Source organism: Halovenus rubra, from assembly GCF_026586665.1.
Lineage (GTDB): Archaea > Halobacteriota > Halobacteria > Halobacteriales > Haloarculaceae > Halovenus > Halovenus rubra.
Genome location: NZ_JAODIY010000004.1, coordinates 426,719 through 441,640, shown reverse-complemented (window position 1 = coordinate 441,640; position 14,922 = coordinate 426,719). Strand labels below are relative to the sequence as shown.

Genomic DNA, 14,922 nt, shown 5'->3' with positions numbered 1-14,922 from the left:
CTTTAGCCAGACCTACCATAGACGCTATCACTCACACGCGATGTCTCGAGTACCGGATAGAACACAACAATGAGAGAGTCATGTGCTGTACCTCCACGTGTATTATCCGTTGGGAAACATTTCTCAGATTGGAGGTGGTCCCGTGATTTTGATATTGTGCTCATCGGCAAGGGCGTTTACGCGGCCAATTGCTTCTTTGGAGGGTGGCTCAGTTGGGACTGTTTCGTCGTCGGTCGGCTCTCCGACGGCTGTGACAAACGTATCGAATCCAGCTGGTGCCGTTGAAGTCAATACGACAGACTGCTTATCTGCGACGAGGCTGTGTTTTTGTTCTTTTGGGAGAACAACAGTCTCACCTGCTGTGACGGAGTAAGTGCCTTCAGCTGTGTGGGCAGTTACTGCGCCATCCAAAACAATAACTGTCTCATCTGCGTTCTTATGGACATGCATCGGCGGTGCATGTCCTTCTCGAAGATGCATTTCGACAACCGAACTCCGTCCGTTTGTCTCCTCTCCAGAAACCCGGACATACGAGAGCGTATCCAAAAATTTGTACGCAGTTGTCTGGTCATTTCGGCCGACTGCGGGTTCAGTGAATGTAGACACCAGAGCATCTACTTGTTCCAGTATTATTATTTTTGTGTAGCTTTTGGCGCTGGTGTTCAGAAAAGCATTGAACAGTGAGACGTAGCGTTTTCCGAGAGATTCTATCCGAAGAAGGTGTCTCAGCGCACGCGTATGTGAGAAAGATTGAAACCAGCTTGCCAAAAAGTTAAAACATGTCGATAGACGATCTTAGTGCTGAGCAAAAGAAGCAAGCCATACAGCTCGTTTTCTGGAACGTTGTCGCAGTTATCGGTGGGTATGTGATTCTATTTGTCATCTAAGCAAATATTCTCACCTCCTGTTCCAACTCAAACGGTGAGTTGCCGATGTGGGCGTTGTATTTATCACTCGTCTTGTAATGGTTCAAACACGCTCGTCTACTAGCTATGCGTTCTCTGGCTGCTGGCTGAGAGCACTGACGTCTTGGCGGGCAATAGCCCAGAGAAGACCGCCAAGCGCAGCCAGAATGAGTCCAAATAATGCATAGTATCCCCAGAGAGTCGTGTTCAAATCATACCCCGAATCCATTATAATATAGCCAATACTGTATCCAGTCAACAAAAGCCCGCCAAGCAGTATGAGGACAGTTCCAAACAATTTCAATGGGTGTACCTGAGTTTCGATAATTTCCAGTGGATGCATGTCAAAACATTTTCCGAGGAACTGTATATAGGTACCTCCGATATATAGAGGGATGTGTTACAGGAGCCTCTATTGTTTGTTGAGGTAGATGCCTGTTTCTCTCGTTGAAGCGTCGAGATACCATTGCTTTTGTGGGTTCCATCCGGAAGACTGAGCAAAGATGAGTTCAGAGAATGGCCCGACACCCCCGTCGGAACGGATTGTTGCACTCGACGCGCTCCGTGGGTTCGCGCTGCTGGGTATTCTAGTCATCAATATCCGACTGTTCTCGATGCCGGAGATTGTCCTGTCCAACCCGACTGTGTACAGTGATTTTACTGGTTCGAACTACTGGGCATGGTTCGTCGGCCACGTCTTTGCTGAACAGAAGTTCATAACATTATTTACCATTCTATTCGGTGGTGGCGTCTTACTTTTCACAGAAAATGCAAAGAAAAAAGAAAGCTCTGCACTCACGCTGTTCTTTAAGCGCTCAGGCTGGCTTATTATTTTTGGGCTTGCTCATGCCTATTTACTCTGGTATGGTGACATTCTCGTTGCCTACGGTGTCACTGCGCTGCTTGTGGTCTATTTACGCGATCACTCTGCCCAATCACTGTGTGGACTCGGGGTTATTTTGCTCGCTATCCCCTCTCTGATGGAGATTCTCATTGGCCTCTCGGCTCAGACAAGTGAGCTCGCAAGCTCCTTTGAGCCGGCCCAGTCAGCATTGCAGGCCGAGATAGAGACGTATCAGAGCGGTTGGTTTGCCCAGATGGACCACCGTCTTTCCACCTCGATTACACGCCAGACCGAATCGTTCATCGCATACACCTTCTGGCGGGTCGCCGGTGCAATGGTGCTTGGTATGGCGTTGTTCAAATGGGGTATTCTTACAAACAAGCGGTCATCGCAGTTTTATCGGCGACTGCTCGTCGGCGGTGGCTCAATCGGACTGGGGCTTACGCTCGCTGGTGTTGCATTTATTGAAATGAACGATTGGGGTGTGTCGGCTATTATTTTCTGGCAGCAGTTCAACTACTGGGGCAGCTTTTTCCTTGCAGGTGGGTATATCGCTCTTATTATGTTGTTCTGTCGACGGTGGCCTAGTGGATTAGTAACACGCGGACTTGCTGCTGTTGGCCGGACAGCCTTTAGCAACTACATTCTTCAGACCGTTATCGCCACGACAATTTTCTATGGTCACGGTCTGGGCTTGTTCGGGCAGGTGACGCGGGCCGAAGCACTCGGAGTTGTCGTCTGCATCTGGCTCGTCCAGCTACCGCTCTCAGTGCTCTGGCTTCGGTACTTCCGGTTCGGGCCAATGGAATGGCTCTGGCGTCTTCTCACGTACGAGACAATTCCTCCGGTTCGACGGCAGTCAGACTAGTTCTATCTCAACACTGTTTAGAGGCCTGATATCGAATATGAAGCCATGGCTAAAGTCAGCGTAGAGGTTCCCGACGAGTTACTTGATGATTTGGATAAACATGTCGGCGACGAAGGAAAGTTCGTCAACAGGAGTGAAGCAGTCCGTGCGTCAATCCGCAAAACACTCGACACGCTAGACGAAATCGATGCTCGTCAAGGTCGCATCGACGAGGAGTAGTTACTGCCGCTTTTCGATGCTTTTTGCGTGACCATCTAGTCCTTCGGTGCGAGCGAGCGTAGTAATTGCTCCCGAAATGTCAGCTAACGATTCCTTCGAGAGCCGCTGGACAGTCGAAGACCGAAGGAACGTCTCAACTGACAGCCCACCCTCGCGTTTGGCTTCCCCGCCTGTCGGCAGGACGTGATTTGGACCACTCGCATAATCACCGGCAGCAACTGGCGTATGAGGCCCCAAGAAGACCGAGCCGGCGTTATCGATGCGCTCCAGTAACTCTTCGTCGTCCTCGGCAACTATCGAAAGGTGTTCACTCGCGTACTCGTCAGCAAACAGCGTCGCCTCACTCATCGACCGAGCCACGAAGATGCCACTCGCCTCGTTTTCGAGAGCATCGCGGATAACTGCTTCCCGGGGTAGCTCACTGGCCTGATTTTCTACCTCTGCAGCGATTTTCGCTGCGAAAGATTCGTTGGCCGTCACCGCTGCGACCGCCGCGTCAGTATCGTGTTCAGCCTGTGCAACAAGGTCAGCCGCGACGAGTTCCGGGTTGGCCGACTCGTCAGCAACGACAAGCAGTTCGCTTGGCCCAGCGAGGAAATCAATTTTCACGTCACCCTGCACTTCAGCTTTGGCGGCAGTCACCCACCGGTTTCCGGGGCCGACCACAACGTCACAGGAATTGACTGTCTCCGTCCCGTATGCGAGCGCTCCAATAGCCTGTGCACCACCGACTTGGTAGACAGCATCAGCCCCTCCAACGTGAATCGCGGCCAGTGTTGCCTGGGAAATATTTTCTGCCGGTGGCGTGGTCACGGCGACGTGGTCTACACCAGCAACCTTTGCTGGAATAATTCCCATTAGTGCACTCGAAGGGTAGGAAGCAGTCCCACCGGGCGCGTAGACACCGGCTGTGCTGAGCGGGCGAAACCGGCGTCCGAGTTCCCGACCCTCGAACTCTTCGCGCCAGTCCTCGGGACGCTGGCGTTCGTGGAATACACGGATGTTCTCGGCAGCCGTCTCGATGGCTTCGAGTACCTCGTCATCGATAGCATCCGCTGCACGCGCTACCTTATCAGTAATATCGATAGTCCCGACAGTGACGTCATCGAACTCCTTTGCGTACTCCCGAAGTGCCACGTCACCCTCCTCACGAACCCGTTCGATAATATCACACACGTCATCGCGGACCGACTCGACGCCGCTCGACCGTTCAAATATGTCTCGGCGTGTTGCCGGCGAAAGGTCTGGTATCGTGCGTATGTCCATACTCAGTGTTCCGATGCCGACACTAACTGTCTGTCGCTCTCAGGAGATGGGACAGTCGATCAGAGTCAGTTATCGCCGTTGTCCAGCGAAATATACTTCGTTCCCATGATGCGTCCGTCTTCGTCAAGACGGTCGAGGACACTCTCCGGAACTTCGTTGTCGAGATTATAGACAGAGAGCGCTTCCCCGCCGATTGTCTCTCGGCCATTGAACATCCCTGCGATATTGACGTCTGCCTCACCGAGAGTACTGCCAATAAAGCCGATAACGCCCGGTTCATCCGTGTTTCGCGCAACGAGCATGTGGCCGTGAGGGACAGCATCAACGCGGTAGCCGTCGATGCGGACGATACGCGGGTCATCACCGGCAAACAGTGTTCCACAGACACCCACGCTCTCCTCGTTGTTGCCCGCCGTGACCGTGACGAGTGACTGGAAGTCTTCAGCACGTCTTGTCTTTGTCTCAACAACCTCGATACCGCGCTGGTTCGCGATTCGGGGTGCGTTGACAGCGTTGACCTGCCATTCAAGCGGTTCGAAGACACCTTTCAGCGCGCTTGCTGTCACGAGGTCGATATCCTTGTTCGCAATATCGCCGGCGTAGCTCACTTCCACGCTCTCGACTCGTCCGTCGAGCAACTGAACGGCAATCTCTCCTGCGGTGTCTGCCAGTCCCACGTATGGCTCGATAGTAGGGTAAGAGCTCTCGTCGACCGATGGTGCATTGAGTGCATTAACCACCGGCTCACCCTCGAACGCGGCAAGGACCTGTTCGGCCGTCGAGACAGCGACATTCTCTTGTGCTGCCTCGGTTGAAGCACCAAGGTGTGGCGTGACGATGACGTTCTCGACATCAAGCAGCGGATTATCCGACGAGACAGGCTCGTCAGCGAAAACGTCGATTGCCGCACCTTTGAGGATGCCATCTTCGACAGCATTCGCGAGTGCCGGCTCGTCGACGATGCCGCCCCGGGCACAGTTGACGACGTAGCCACCTTCAAGCTGGGCGAGTTCTTCTTTGGCAATCATGTTCTCGGTTTCGTCGGTCAGGGGTGTGTGAATCGTCAGGAAGTCCGCATTCGTGAGACACTCTTCGAGGCTATCGACGAGGTCAGCACCGAACTGTGCGGCCCGGTCCTCACTGATGTACGGGTCGAAAACGACAATATCCATCCCAAGGCTTCCGAGACGTTTGGCTACTTCTTGGCCGACACGGCCAAAGCCAACCACGCCGAGGGTCTTGTCGTTGACCTCGCTACCGAGGAACTCGCCTTTGGCCCATGTCCCTGACGAGAGGCGGCTGTGTGCCTGTGGAATCGAGCGGGCGGCTGCAAAGGTCATCGCGACGGTATGCTCCGCTGCAGCTCGAACGTTTCCTTCCGGTGCGTTCGCAACGATAACACCGTTATCGGTTGCGGCATCGAGGTCGATGTTATCGACACCGATGCCAGCACGTCCAACAATGAGTAAGTCGTCGGCGGCCTCGAAGACGTCCCGCGTCACTTCCGTGCCCGAACGGACAATGAGCGCGTGCGTCTCTTTGACTGCAGCAAGGAGTTCCTCATCTGTGAGTGTGTACGACTTTTCGACCTCATGACCACTATCTTCGAGCAGCTCGATGCCAGCCGCTGCGATAGGGTCTGTCACGAGTACGTTCATACCCGGACATGAGAGTGCGTGAAAATAACCTTTGTTTTCTTGGTATTGCCTGCCGACCCAGAGACTACTTCGGTCCGTCTGTGGCCATATGCTCAGCAACACCAATATAGCCTGCTGGCGTTAGGGCCTGCAACTCTTCGCGAACTGCTTCTGGAATGTCGAGCGTATCGAACAAGTCCTGAAAGTCAGACAGCGATACCTCCTCGCCACGCGTTAGGTCCTTAACCTGCTCGTAGGCGTCTGTGTGGCCCTCGCGTCGGAGAATTGTCTGGACGGCTTCGCCGATAATTTCCGGTGTTTCCGCTAAATCTTTAGCCATAACCTGCGTGTTGGGAACAACTTTCTCCAGCCCAGTCTGTAGTTTGTCGTAGCCAATCAAGCAGTGGGCAAGCGACGCGCCGATATTCCGTTTGACAGTCGAATCTGAAAGGTCACGCTGGAGTCGCGAGTTGGTGATATATCCACCGAGGAAGTGCAGATCCGAATTGGCCTTCGAGAGATTGCCTTCACTGTTCTCGAAATCAATTGGGTTGACTTTATGAGGCATCGTCGAGGAGCCCGTCTCACCCTCGACGGTTTTCTGCCCGAGATAGCGGTCAGAAATATAGAGCCACATATCAAGATCGAGGTCAAGCAAAACATTGTTCGCGCCCCGCAAAGCGTCGAACACCGCCGCAAGGTCGTCACAGGGGTTGACTTGTGTGGTCAGCGGTTCGTGGTCCAGTCCGAGACCGTCGACGAACTTCTCGCTAAAGGTCGGCCAGTCAACATCCGGGTACGCAGTCGAATGTGCGGCGTAGGTCCCGCTCGCGCCCGCGACTTTCCCAGACAATGACGTGGCGACGTTCTCGAGACGACCAATCTGTTGGCCAAGGCGTGACGCGTACACAGCCATCTCTTTCCCAAACGTCGTCGGTGTCGCGGGCTGGCCGTGTGTCTGTGCAAGCATTGGGAGGTCGCTAAACTCCTGTGCCAGTTCAGTCAAGGCATCCCGAACCGTTCTGAGTTCTGGGAGCAGAATATCCAGCACTGCTGGGCCGACGAGCAACCGGTAAGCGAGATTGTTTACGTCCTCACTGGTGAGTGCAAAGTGAATCCACTGGGCACACGAGAGGTCCTCGGGCAGCCCATCGCGGATGAAATATTCGACGGCCTTAACGTCGTGATTGGTCGCTGGATACTCACCGTATCCGGTTGTTTCGAGTTGTTTGACAATCGATGCGTCTTCTTCGTCAAAGGATTGATACAGGTCACGAAGCTCGTCTCGCTGGTCTTTGGTAATCGAGAGCGGCGTAGCGTCAAGGTTCCCAAGCGCGATGAGGTACTCCACTTCGACCTCAACGCGAGCGCGCATGAGCGCACGCTCGCTGACGAATTCGGTCAACGGTTCAGTGTAGCGGGCATATCGCCCGTCAAGGGGTGACACTGCGTCGTGAGTGCTCCGTTTGGTCATACCTGACCATCTTCGAGGGGGCTGAAAAAGCCTGCCGGTCGGGAGCGGCGTTTTGCCGGCTCTTAAATACTGTCGGGACACTACATAATCCGTTAGCTGTAATGGACTTGGCCGAAACACTCCTCAACGAGGCTCGGATGGACAACCAGCGTCGACTCATTGCGTTTTCCGGGTCGCCCAAAAACACACGCGACCGGGCAAAGAACTTTCTCGACGCAGTCGATATCCCCCTGCACAAAACAAGCTACGTCGGGCCAGCCGGCGATTTTCAATGTGAAACGTTCGATTACGCGAATGCGTCCACGTTGCTTGGAACGACGCGGAGCCTCGTTGTGCTGGATTGTCACGGGCGTTGCGAGCCAAACCACATCGGCCAACTTGTCGGGACTGTCGACGGTGGCGGACTGTTTGTCTTGCTCACACCACCGCTTGAGACGTGGAGCGAACGCCGGGATGCAGTCGATGAGACGCTTGCAGTCCCACCGTTTGACCTGTCGGAAGTGACCGGTCAGTTTCGGAGCCATCTTGTCAAAACACTCAGAGAACACAGCGGTATCGCAGTCGTCGACGCTGACACCGGGACCGTCGAACGGGACGGCCATATCGAATACGGTCCCACAGACACAGCCTACAGCGGTACTATTCCAGAGGACCATGCCTTCCCTCGCTTTGCATACGAGCACTGTCTCACTGCTGACCAGAGTGATGTGCTTCAGGCATTCGAAAGCCTCGAAACGCCGGGAACTGCCGTTGTTGTCGAAGCTAACCGTGGCCGTGGTAAGTCTACGGCTGCAGGCATCGCAGCAGGCTGTCTCGCACTGGACGGACAGCGGGTTGTCGTCACCGGGCCACAGTACCGGAACGTCAAGACGCTCATGCAACACGCACGCGAGATTATCGACAGCGGTGAGGGGCCGGCAAGCAGTGACTCTCAGGGGGCAATCCACACTCTCGAAGCCAAGGATGGACACATCGAGTATGTTCCAGCAACCGAGATAGCCAGCCTCGATGACCAGCCCGATTGTGTCTTCGTCGACGAGGCAGCAGCCTTGCCTGTCCGGGTGCTATCTGAGACGATGGCTACTCCCAGTGTCGCTTATCTCACGACAACCCACGGGTACGAGGGCACTGGTCGAGGCTTTGCGGTCCGATTCCGTGACCGATTGCTCGATGGGAGTCACGAGGTGAACGAAAAACGTCTCCACACACCGATTAGGTACGCACCGGGTGACCCCGTCGAGGTATGGTCGTTCAGAGCGCTTGCGCTCGATGCGCGCCCCCCTGTCGCGGGTGTGGTAGCCGATGCGTCCCCCGAGTCAGTCACATACCAGCAACTCTCAAGCGAGCAGCTACTCGCCGACGAGACGCTGCTTCGAGAGGTGTTTGGTCTTCTCGTTCTAGCACATTACCAGACAGAGCCAAACGACCTACTACGGTTGCTCGATGCACCGAACGTATCCGTCCATACACTCTCTTATGACGGCCATCCCGTTTCCGTTGCGTTGCTCGCTCGTGAGGGAGGTCTCTCGGCGGATATTCGGGAAAAGATGTATGGAGGTAACCGAATCCGGGGAAATATGATACCAGACGTGCTGAGCAGTCAGCTTCGTGACGAACACGCCGGGACACCGACTGGCTACCGGGTTATGCGGATTGCCACACACGGCGACGTGCGGTCACGGGGCTTGGGCGCTATGCTGCTTGATGAACTGGCACACCGTTTCCCAACGGCAGACTGGCTTGGCGTAGGCTACGGCGCAACACCGGCCCTCGTCGATTTCTGGCAGCAAAACCAGTACCAGCCAGTTCATCTTTCGACGACCCGGAACCAGCGGAGCGGCGAACACTCGGTTATCATGCTTAGACCGCTCTCAGATGCTGGCGAAACCTTGCTCTCACGGAATGCAACCCGATTCCAGCGACGACTCCCCGGAATGTTGCCCGATGCGCTCAGTGACGTCGACCCGGACGTTATCAGAGCTGTCTGTCGCACAATAGAGACAACACCGACACTCACACTCACCGACTGGGAGTGGCGTCACGTCGCATCAGTTCCAGCTGGACCTGGTCTTTTCGAGATGGTGCCTACGCCTATTCGCCGCCTCGCGTTCCTCGCACTGACCGACAGCAACGGCCCACACCTCTCTGCCCGCGAGGAACGACTTCTTGTCAGGCGCGTATTGCAACTTCAGCCCCGTCAAGAGGTTGCCTCTGAGCTTGCGTTTACTGCTGAATCGACATGTATGCGGACACTCGGTGACGTTGTTGGACGCTTGCTGGATGCCTATGGACCAGATTTTGCCTGTAAAGAGCGGGACCGATTTTCGTGAACACAACCGTGAGAATAAGATGGAGAGAAATAAAACGATAATACAGGTGTCCCTTACATGTCGCCAATCACACTGCTCGCGATAGCCCTCTTAGTGGCTGGTGCAGTTACCTCGATTCTGCCACAGGTCCCCGGTGAGATGCCGCTGTCGATAGCAGGTATCTATCTCTACTGGTGGCACACAGGATACAGTGACCCCTCAACGACCGTACTGTTTGTGCTGACACTACTTTGTCTGCTCGTCATTTGCTCGCAATTTATCGGACCGGTCATCATGGGCAAATTATCGGGCACGCCAGCGGTCACAACATCGATTGGCAGCTTTGTCGGTGGCGTACTGTTTTTGCTCTGGGGAAAAGTTGGTCTTGTAGTCGGAACCCTCGGGACTGTGTTTATCCTCGAATACCGCCGACGAGGTGATGTAGTCGAGAGCGTCGTCGCTGCGTTCACTGTCGTCTTGGCAGGATTTGCTCAGAAGGTTGTCAAGGTGGCAGTCGCACTGTTCGTCCTAGCAGCCATGATCGTAATTATCCTCCTCTAAGGACAGATGCAGTGATATTGTTAACAACGGGCGGCCCCTACTGGTGAGTATGGAATGTACTGAGGAGGATTGTAGCAGCGAAGCCTCCTTCGAGTTGCATATCCCGTGGAAAGAAAACGAGTTTGTCTGTGCAGGGCACGCTCGTGTCCGGTCCCACAAGGAAGGGGTTGTTGCCGACGCGCTGACGAGGGCGGACGAACAGATGCCCGAAGGTGCTGCAAACCGCGACGATAGTTAGAGCTGTTTCATCATCATCACTTCGTCCACGTACTCGCCGTTTAGCTTGTAGTGATCTTCACGAACAGCGTCAACCTCGAAGTCGCGTGATTTGAGAAACTCAATCGCTTGTTCGTTCGTCGCTGGCAGGGCGTTTTCAATTTTCTCGAACTCCTGCTGGGCGGCCCAGTTCAGCCCGCGTTCAAGAAGGTGACTGCCAATACCTTTGCCACGATACTGATCAAGCACACCGACGGTCAACTGTGCTGTATGCCGGAGTTTATCCAAATCAACGTGTTTGAGATGGACCCATCCTACGACATCCGAGTCGACGCAGGCGACAAAGAAGATTCGTGCTTCAATTTTGTTGTGCCTGAGGAGGACACCCTCGTTATCGACAACATCTGCGACAGTCTCCGCTCGGACGTACTTGCCGCCGCCGATTGCCTCTCGGATTGCACCGACCAGTCCAGTCAAGTCTTCTTCGCGTGCCTGTCTGATAGTAAAAGAAACAGCCTCCGTGGAGTATTCTTCCTCTGCGCCTCCTTCGAACGCAACGCGGAGCTTCCCGTTTGATTTTTCGAGGACCTGATCGCGTTTCAAAATCGCCACGTGGTGACCGAACGCTCTGTGCTCCATGTTGACAGCTTCACGCACTGCTTCTGGCTCCATCGCCCCGTGTCGCTCGACGTAGTCGTAAATATCGCTCCTCCCGTCGTGGGAAAACTTGGGTTTCGTTATGCTAGTCATGTAAACTGTTACCACACCACAGTATATAATAGTTTTGTACTTACTAACAAGAAGGCAGCAAAACGGCCAGTAGTCGTCTTGATTAGCCAGTATCAGACGCGTTGCGCTCAGGAATCCCAGTTAGAATCTGGGCAACATCTTTGATATTATGGGTGTCGATAAGCAACTCGGCGGCGACCCGTACCGTAACATTAGGCTCGATATCCACGCCATAGCACGCCCCATACAGTGCAAGCCAATCGTTTATCGACTCCTCGAGTGCCCGATACTCCGCGGGTGGGAGATGAACGTTCAGGCCTCCAGTTTTTGCCTCAACGTACAGCGACACCGCTGGCCCGACCCCCTCACGGAGGAGTTCCATCGCCTGTGATTCATCCGGCGGTTCAGCTGGCGGCTCAAAGCCAGCACAGTCTTCGGTGGCCCGGTCAGCAAGTGCGTGAACTCGCCTGTGGAATCGCCGTTCTTGCGATGACATCCGTGTGTTATCCCTGTTTAAATTCGACGCCTTTCCCCCCACTTGGATGCTCCCAGTGAGTATCGGCGACGACAGCACACGTGCCACACTCGACACACGGCTGAGTGTCAAGGCTTACTTTGCGTTCGGTCTCACCATTTGTTTGTACGGTTTCCTCACGGTAGCACCCGCCCCCAAAGTCAGTGGCACTCACCGGGCAGGCAGTCACGGCTACGCCACTCGCATCGAAGCTCTCGTCGCGAACCTCAATGTGTGGGTCGTCGACGTTGTACGTGAGGTCACCAATGCGGTCATCAAGGCCTGGCGGTTCGACATTATTCTCGCTTGTGACAGGGTCCCCAAGGACCTCACCTATTCGTTCGGGTATGGTCACATAGGTCATCTTCGTGTCAGGAATCATCCCAAGGACGAACGGTGAGTTAAACGACCGCTCTATTAGACCGTCAAAGAGTTTGAGCCCAGCGGCCCCAACACGCGAGTTAATGACTGCGTTGCCGAGTTTGTTGATAGGCCGGCTCTCAGAGATAAAGCGTGTCATCCGGTACCGTCGAGGCCGAAGTCGCTTCATCACACCTTCTGACTCAAGTTTGCGTTCATACAGCGCCCCGGCGGCGCCGGGTTGACCTCGTGTTTTGGCCTCTTGGAAGGCTTCGGCGGCTAGCCCACCCGCGGTGACAGCATGGTTCATTCCTTTGATGATTGGTCCCTGTGCTTGCATTTGCCCGGCCGCATCGCCCACAAGGAGAAGACGTCCACGGTGTGGTGATGGGTGTGCAACCTTTTTTGAGTCGGGGACCAGCTTCGCCGAGTACTCGCGTTCCTCGTACTCGCCGTCGAACCACTGGTCTAGTAACGGGTGAGTGAGCAGGTTGTCGAGCAGTTCGTGGGGTTCGGCGCGTTCCTCGGCAATCGAGTCGAGGTGGAACACAGTGCCGACTGAGAGCGAATCCTCGTTCGTGTAGAGGAACCCCCCTCCGCGGACGCCATCGAAGAGATCACCCGAAAAAAGGTGTGCACTACCGGTAGTGGGGTCGATATCGAACCGCTGGTTAATGCGTTCGGGGTCCATATCGACAACTGCTTTTACACCTTGGAACCAGTCATCAGGTTCCTCCCAATCCATCAGCCCTGCATCGCGGGCCAGTTCAGAGTTTACACCGTCGGCGGCAATGATGACATCGGCTGTTATTGGGTCAAGTTCATCACAGGTGACGCCGACAATCTTTCCGCCTTCACGGAGCAGTCCATTCACCCGGACATCAGTCAACATGCCACCCCCTGTCTCGCGAGTCATCTCGTGGACTCTGTCGGCGAGCCACGAGTCCATCGTTCGGCGAAGGACGGCATCACACCATTCAGTCCCCTGATGGTGAATCTTGTGTAGGTCAAACGTTTTGACGCTCTCGCCGGCGATGTTATGAATGTAGTAGTCGTCGATCGGTCGCTCCGCTGCTTCCTCTCGGAAACCCGGGAAGAGGTCGTCCATTGTGTATGGTGCCCACTCCTCACCGTAGATGAGACCACCCGAGACGTTTTTCGAGCCGGCCGCAGTCCCGCGTTCGAGAACAAGTGTCTCGATGTCCTGTTTTGCCAGTGCTGCTGCCGCGGCAGCGCCGCCGGGTCCGTTCCCGACGACGACTGCTTCGTAATGTTCGTGCGTGTCTCTCATCGAATTACTCCGTGTTCTGTCGGCTGTCGTGTCTGTTTCTCGTTTGTTCTGCTAGTCGAGGGACGTCGCTGTGTCCTCAGCATCAGTCACCACTCGCCTCCGCAAGGACGGGCTGGAACTCGCCCGCGTCGAGTGCGTCAATAAGTGTTGGTAACACCTCAAAGAGGTCACCCTCAATGAAGTAATCTGAGAACTCCCTGATATCCGCCTCAGGGTCGGTGTTGATAGCAATGATTGTCTCGGATTCGTCCATCCCAACTTTGTGCTGGATAGCTCCCGAAATTCCCGCCGCGATGTAGAGGTTGGGCTCGACAGCCTGTCCCGACTCGCCAATCTGTCGCTCCTCCGAGACATACTGCTCGACGTGACCTCCGAAATCGTACGAGGCTGTGATGACACCACGGGAGAGGCCAAAGCCGGCATCCTCGAACTGGTCGGTGAGTTCAACTCCGAGTTCAAGTCCCTCGGTCGGATCGACTCTATCGATACCGCGACCCATCGCAACGACAACCTCGTGACCTGTGAGGTCAACACCAGCCTCAAGCTGGTCGTGGTCGATAACATCTATCTGGAACCAGTCAGCAGGCAGTTCGATATCGTGTTCGACGATACTGCCGTCCCGGTCGTGGTCTGGCTCCGGGAGATCGAACGTGCCGGGAATAACGCTTGCACCCTGCGGGTGGAAATCCCGGAACGGTTTGTCGATACAGAGGATAGTAGAGTACTCGAAGCCTGAGAAATCCGGGCGCGGCATGTGGAGAACGCGCTCGAACTCTTTGCTGTTGCCGGGATTGCCGGTTTTTGCTGGGTTCGAAATCATTGCCTCCTCAATGTAGAGGTCCGAACAGTCCGAAGCAAGCCCCGAGTCGAGTTCTCCCTGTACGAGCGCCGAGAGGTCACGACCGTTATTTGTCGCTGGGAAGATGTTGTACCGAGGTTCGTGGTAGTTACGCCACTCTTGTTCCCAATCCCGACACAGATGGCAGTAAATCTCCGTGTAGGGCTTGTGACGGAACCGCGAAAGTCGGTCGTCGACGTGATAGACGACACGGTCTGCACCGTAGGCAACTGCTTGGTCGGCCAACTCGTCTGCGTTCTCACCGATAATGACGGCAACGACGTCTTCGGGAGTTCCGTCTTCATCACCGCCGTAGGTTTCGTTGTAATCATCCATCAACTCTCGGGCCTTCCCCAGCATCTCTTTTGACACGTCGATGAGTTTGCCCTGCTGTGTCTCGCAGTAGACCCACATGTCTCGGTAGCGTTCATCTGAGAGACCCTCGACATACTGCTTGTCGGCTGTCGGATGGTCGAGGCCGGGATACTGTTGTTCCGGTGGCACGTACTCTAGTTCTTCGCCCTCGACGTCACCGGTTCCTTCGATGGATTCGATACGGCTCTCTAGTTGTGTGAGTGCGCCTTTCCGCTCTTTCCCGTCGTTCTCTCGTTCGACAAGGTCTCGCACAATGTCAGCGTCGTCGATATCGCGGACCATATTGGCAATATCAGCGATGGTCAACTCCGTCAGGTCCACGTTTTCTGGGTCCAGTTCCTCGTCTTCGTCAACGAGTGTCTCAATTCGACTCTCGATGAGTGTTTTGACTGGCGGCCGGTCGTTTCCCTCCTCTTCGAGTGCCAGCATCGCCTCAAGTTCGTCGATATCGTCTACCGAGTTGACTTCCGGTCCAAGGTCTGCGATATCGTGTTCAGTGGGGTCGATTTCTACCAT

Annotated in this window: 14 protein-coding genes; 5 read left to right on the top strand and 9 right to left on the bottom strand. The window is 54.9% G+C overall.

Annotated features, from left to right (window positions below):
• Positions 1–123 precede the first annotated feature (123 nt).
• Entirely contained in the window at positions 124–606 is a 483-nt protein-coding gene (locus N5098_RS04495) for a cupin domain-containing protein (RefSeq protein WP_267636506.1), read from the bottom strand.
• A gap of 384 nt (positions 607–990) precedes the next feature.
• Positions 991–1,248: a hypothetical protein gene (locus tag N5098_RS04490; RefSeq protein ID WP_267636505.1), complete on the bottom strand. Its 258-nt coding sequence runs from the start codon at positions 1,246–1,248 to the stop codon at positions 991–993.
• Positions 1,249–1,408: 160 nt separating this feature from the next.
• Between N5098_RS04490 and N5098_RS04485 the strand changes: the two genes are divergently transcribed.
• On the top strand, positions 1,409–2,617 hold the full coding sequence (locus N5098_RS04485) for a DUF418 domain-containing protein (RefSeq protein ID WP_267636504.1): 1,209 nt from the start codon (positions 1,409–1,411) through the stop codon (positions 2,615–2,617).
• Positions 2,618–2,662: 45 nt separating this feature from the next.
• Positions 2,663–2,836: a ribbon-helix-helix domain-containing protein gene (locus tag N5098_RS04480; protein WP_267636503.1), complete on the top strand. Its 174-nt coding sequence runs from the start codon at positions 2,663–2,665 to the stop codon at positions 2,834–2,836.
• Here N5098_RS04480 and hisD read toward each other — a convergent pair whose 3' ends face one another.
• From hisD to purB, 3 genes are all read right to left on the bottom strand, one after another.
• Positions 2,837–4,102, bottom strand: coding sequence for a histidinol dehydrogenase (gene hisD / locus N5098_RS04475; RefSeq protein ID WP_267636502.1), 1,266 nt, complete (start codon positions 4,100–4,102; stop codon positions 2,837–2,839).
• Between the two features lie 65 nt (positions 4,103–4,167).
• Entirely contained in the window at positions 4,168–5,760 is a 1,593-nt protein-coding gene (gene serA, locus N5098_RS04470) for a phosphoglycerate dehydrogenase (RefSeq protein WP_267636501.1), read from the bottom strand.
• Positions 5,761–5,824: 64 nt separating this feature from the next.
• On the bottom strand, positions 5,825–7,213 hold the full coding sequence (gene purB / locus N5098_RS04465) for an adenylosuccinate lyase (protein WP_267636500.1): 1,389 nt from the start codon (positions 7,211–7,213) through the stop codon (positions 5,825–5,827).
• Positions 7,214–7,314: 101 nt separating this feature from the next.
• On the opposite strand from purB, the gene tmcA reads away from it, so the two are divergent.
• From tmcA to N5098_RS04450, 3 genes are read left to right on the top strand one after another with little or no spacing between them, the layout of a single operon-like run.
• Positions 7,315–9,543, top strand: coding sequence for a tRNA(Met) cytidine acetyltransferase TmcA (gene tmcA / locus N5098_RS04460; protein WP_267636499.1), 2,229 nt, complete (start codon positions 7,315–7,317; stop codon positions 9,541–9,543).
• Positions 9,544–9,600: 57 nt separating this feature from the next.
• Complete coding sequence (locus tag N5098_RS04455) at positions 9,601–10,083, top strand: DUF456 family protein (RefSeq protein WP_267636498.1); 483 nt, start codon at positions 9,601–9,603, stop codon at positions 10,081–10,083.
• Positions 10,084–10,132: 49 nt separating this feature from the next.
• Positions 10,133–10,321 carry a DUF8014 family protein gene (locus N5098_RS04450; RefSeq protein ID WP_267636497.1) on the top strand — a complete coding sequence of 63 codons (189 nt, stop codon included), beginning with the start codon at positions 10,133–10,135 and terminating at the stop codon, positions 10,319–10,321.
• On the opposite strand, the gene N5098_RS04445 is transcribed toward N5098_RS04450, so the two are convergent.
• The 4 genes from N5098_RS04445 to N5098_RS04430 form a co-directional block, all read right to left on the bottom strand.
• Positions 10,318–11,049 carry a GNAT family N-acetyltransferase gene (locus tag N5098_RS04445; protein ID WP_267636496.1) on the bottom strand — a complete coding sequence of 244 codons (732 nt, stop codon included), beginning with the start codon at positions 11,047–11,049 and terminating at the stop codon, positions 10,318–10,320. The two genes, N5098_RS04450 and N5098_RS04445, sit on opposite strands and share 4 nt — an antisense overlap.
• Before the next feature lie 82 nt (positions 11,050–11,131).
• Positions 11,132–11,524, bottom strand: a complete 393-nt coding sequence (locus tag N5098_RS04440; protein WP_267636495.1) for a DUF8055 family protein — start codon at positions 11,522–11,524, stop codon at positions 11,132–11,134.
• A gap of 7 nt (positions 11,525–11,531) precedes the next feature.
• Positions 11,532–13,193, bottom strand: coding sequence for an FAD-dependent monooxygenase (locus N5098_RS04435; RefSeq protein ID WP_267636494.1), 1,662 nt, complete (start codon positions 13,191–13,193; stop codon positions 11,532–11,534).
• Between the two features lie 82 nt (positions 13,194–13,275).
• Complete coding sequence (locus N5098_RS04430) at positions 13,276–14,922, bottom strand: electron transfer flavoprotein subunit alpha/FixB family protein (RefSeq protein ID WP_267636493.1); 1,647 nt, start codon at positions 14,920–14,922, stop codon at positions 13,276–13,278.

What these genes read in the sequence shown, in the direction of transcription:
- N5098_RS04490 (WP_267636505.1), bottom strand. Translation starts at nt 1,248, where the DNA reads ATGCATCCACTGGAAATTATCGAAACTCAGGTACACCCATTGAAATTG.
- N5098_RS04485 (WP_267636504.1), top strand. Translation starts at nt 1,409, where the DNA reads ATGAGTTCAGAGAATGGCCCGACACCCCCGTCGGAACGGATTGTTGCA.
- N5098_RS04480 (WP_267636503.1), top strand. Translation starts at nt 2,663, where the DNA reads ATGGCTAAAGTCAGCGTAGAGGTTCCCGACGAGTTACTTGATGATTTG.
- hisD (WP_267636502.1), bottom strand. Translation starts at nt 4,102, where the DNA reads ATGGACATACGCACGATACCAGACCTTTCGCCGGCAACACGCCGAGAC.
- serA (WP_267636501.1), bottom strand. Translation starts at nt 5,760, where the DNA reads ATGAACGTACTCGTGACAGACCCTATCGCAGCGGCTGGCATCGAGCTG.
- purB (WP_267636500.1), bottom strand. Translation starts at nt 7,213, where the DNA reads ATGACCAAACGGAGCACTCACGACGCAGTGTCACCCCTTGACGGGCGA.
- tmcA (WP_267636499.1), top strand. Translation starts at nt 7,315, where the DNA reads ATGGACTTGGCCGAAACACTCCTCAACGAGGCTCGGATGGACAACCAG.
- N5098_RS04455 (WP_267636498.1), top strand. Translation starts at nt 9,601, where the DNA reads ATGTCGCCAATCACACTGCTCGCGATAGCCCTCTTAGTGGCTGGTGCA.
- N5098_RS04450 (WP_267636497.1), top strand. Translation starts at nt 10,133, where the DNA reads ATGGAATGTACTGAGGAGGATTGTAGCAGCGAAGCCTCCTTCGAGTTG.
- N5098_RS04445 (WP_267636496.1), bottom strand. Translation starts at nt 11,049, where the DNA reads ATGACTAGCATAACGAAACCCAAGTTTTCCCACGACGGGAGGAGCGAT.
- N5098_RS04440 (WP_267636495.1), bottom strand. Translation starts at nt 11,524, where the DNA reads ATGTCATCGCAAGAACGGCGATTCCACAGGCGAGTTCACGCACTTGCT.
- N5098_RS04435 (WP_267636494.1), bottom strand. Translation starts at nt 13,193, where the DNA reads ATGAGAGACACGCACGAACATTACGAAGCAGTCGTCGTCGGGAACGGA.
- N5098_RS04430 (WP_267636493.1), bottom strand. Translation starts at nt 14,922, where the DNA reads ATGGTAGAAATCGACCCCACTGAACACGATATCGCAGACCTTGGACCG.